This window comes from Paraburkholderia madseniana (assembly GCF_009690905.1).
GTDB lineage: Bacteria > Pseudomonadota > Gammaproteobacteria > Burkholderiales > Burkholderiaceae > Paraburkholderia > Paraburkholderia madseniana.
In genome coordinates, this window is the sequence record NZ_VOSW01000249.1 from 1 (window position 1) to 2,169 (window position 2,169).

Here is a 2,169-nt window from a genome sequence, read left to right on the forward strand (position 1 = left end):
TGCTCCGTCATCGGCCAAACCGGACCTTCGCTCCTCGCAGTTGAGGCCGTTCGGCAATGTCCGCTTCCTGGCGGCGCGGATAGGAGTTTATCGACCACAAGCGGATCTCTGCCACACCTGGCCGCGATGTTTTTCAGTTGAGCTTCCTGCGCGAAAAGTGGCGCACTAGATGTCTCGTCTAGCCGGGCATGGAGGCAAGCGACTGCCCTTTCCTTCAGATAACCGATTGATCGCCAGTTCCATATCTTCTTCGTGAACGGTGTCGCCGCCAACGCCGGCGAACCGACAGTGTTTCGCAGCAGCATCAAGGACCTCGTCCGGCAGACTCGTCGCCAGAAGGTAAGTGGAATAAGCGCCGAATCCTATCGCGACAAGGCCAAACATAAGCAGATCCATCAAAGCCTCTCACATGTTTCAAGCGAGCTCGACCATTACGAACTCGGCTTTGCTCACAGCACACTCTGGACAGGCCCAGTCGGGGGGACATCCTCCCACGGCGTGCCGGATGCTATGCCATCCTCAGGGATACCCTCGGCTTGTTTACAAATGAATCCGCAAACGACGCACTGCCAGGTCTTCATTGTGTGGACCTCGTGAATTACCGCGGCATCGATATCCTTCGATGTAGTCCGCGGCATAGGGACAACAGACGTTACGACTGACGTGGCGGTACAGCGCGTCAAGCTTGTGCACAGTTATTCAATTCAACTCGACCGCGTCGTTGACTCGCACCGTGCCGATCTGCACAGGCTCCGCGTACACACCGATGGTGCCCGCGTTATGCTGATAGATCGCCTTCAGGACAGAAATGTCCTTGGGCAAGTCTCCCTGGGCAAGCGTCGTCATCACACATCGTTGCGTCGGCTGTTTCACCTGCAGCACCACCTGGCCTATGCGCAACGTTCGACCCACCCATGTGTTCTCGACGAAACCTTCCGCGCCATCGGTACGGATGACGAGGTTAGGGCGAAAGCGACGGCTTTCGATGCGGCTGTGCGGCACCGTTTTTCGCAAGGCGTCGATGGTCGACGTCGTCAGGATATGGATTAGCCCGATGTCGAAAAACGTTCCTGGCGGGGAGATCTTGTCGAAAACGAAGTCGCGATCGGACACGCCCTCGACAGTAGGCACAAAGCCTTCGAACCCCTGGTTCGATTCATCGGGACGCACAAGACGCACGCGTTTGCGCAGCGCTGCGGACAACGTTTGCTCCGCATCGCCGGATGTGGATTCGATCACATCGCCATTGGGCAACGCGATGTACACCGGCGGCACATGCTCCGGCGAAACCGCGGGCGACGTGTAGCGGGCACGGTAGGCAAACATCTCCGGCCACTTTTGGGGATGCTTTGCATTGACGAGCTTATTGGTCTCGACATCGATGAGCGAGTAGGCGCGATCGCCCGCCACTCCGCGCGTGGTAATCGCGACTGAGTTGAGTTCCTCACCCATCATTGACTTGACGGGATATCGGTGAATCGATGCAACAATGGCTTGCGATGGTGACATGGCAAACGCTTCCTGTTCTTGCGCGGCCGAGGCGCCACGCTGAACTACAGGCTACTGCCTTAACACCTTTGCGACGCGCAAAAGCTTGCAGTGGATTCTGCCAACCCGGCGTTGAATTCTGCCATGTGTGGTCGTGTGCGCTGCATTTGATGCTGGCCGCCCACAATCGTGAAACGACAAACCGGTCGCCCAGGCAAAGTTCGACGAAGCAAGCTGTATCGAGCTTGTGTGATCGCCTGAGTCGCATGAGCCGTACTCCGGATTTCGTAGGCCGGAAACTCAGTTGGCTGTCAAATCGGCTGACCATTCAGCGTCCTGTGCCGAACCGGACGCCCGATGCGCGGACGAACGAGGCGCCGGTTCAGAAATTCCGGAGTTGAGACGCGCACATCGACCCGGGTCACCGGCAACCCGATCGTATCCCTGCGTTGCGTCGGATTTGCGCTTAGAAAAAGCTGCGTCGCGCCGGCGCCCTTATCGAAGCAACGGATCGATAAGGGCTATTCGCGAGGCTCCATGTCCCCACGTTCCGGAATAGGCTCGAGAAGTGCGAATGTCCGGATTGGCCGAACCGCTGCCCCCGGCGAGCTGGCTTGGATGACCGGACCACTCAGTTAACCGCCGTTGAACCCCAGACAGCGCGACCGGCAGTTGTGGGTC

General features: G+C 58.2%; 2 protein-coding genes. Both read right to left on the reverse strand.

Features of this window, described 5'->3' with window-relative positions; genetic code table 11:
* Positions 1–449: 449 nt before the first annotated feature.
* Complete coding sequence (locus FSO04_RS45580; RefSeq protein ID WP_372342518.1) at positions 450–638, reverse strand: rubredoxin; 189 nt, start codon at positions 636–638, stop codon at positions 450–452.
* A 61-nt stretch (positions 639–699) separates the two neighbouring features.
* On the reverse strand, positions 700–1,509 hold the full coding sequence (locus FSO04_RS45585; protein WP_154567980.1) for an MOSC domain-containing protein: 810 nt from the start codon (positions 1,507–1,509) through the stop codon (positions 700–702).
* Positions 1,510–2,169 lie beyond the last annotated feature (660 nt).

What these genes read in the sequence shown, in the direction of transcription:
- FSO04_RS45580 (WP_372342518.1), bottom strand. Translation starts at nt 638, where the DNA reads ATGCCGCGGACTACATCGAAGGATATCGATGCCGCGGTAATTCACGAG.
- FSO04_RS45585 (WP_154567980.1), bottom strand. Translation starts at nt 1,509, where the DNA reads ATGTCACCATCGCAAGCCATTGTTGCATCGATTCACCGATATCCCGTC.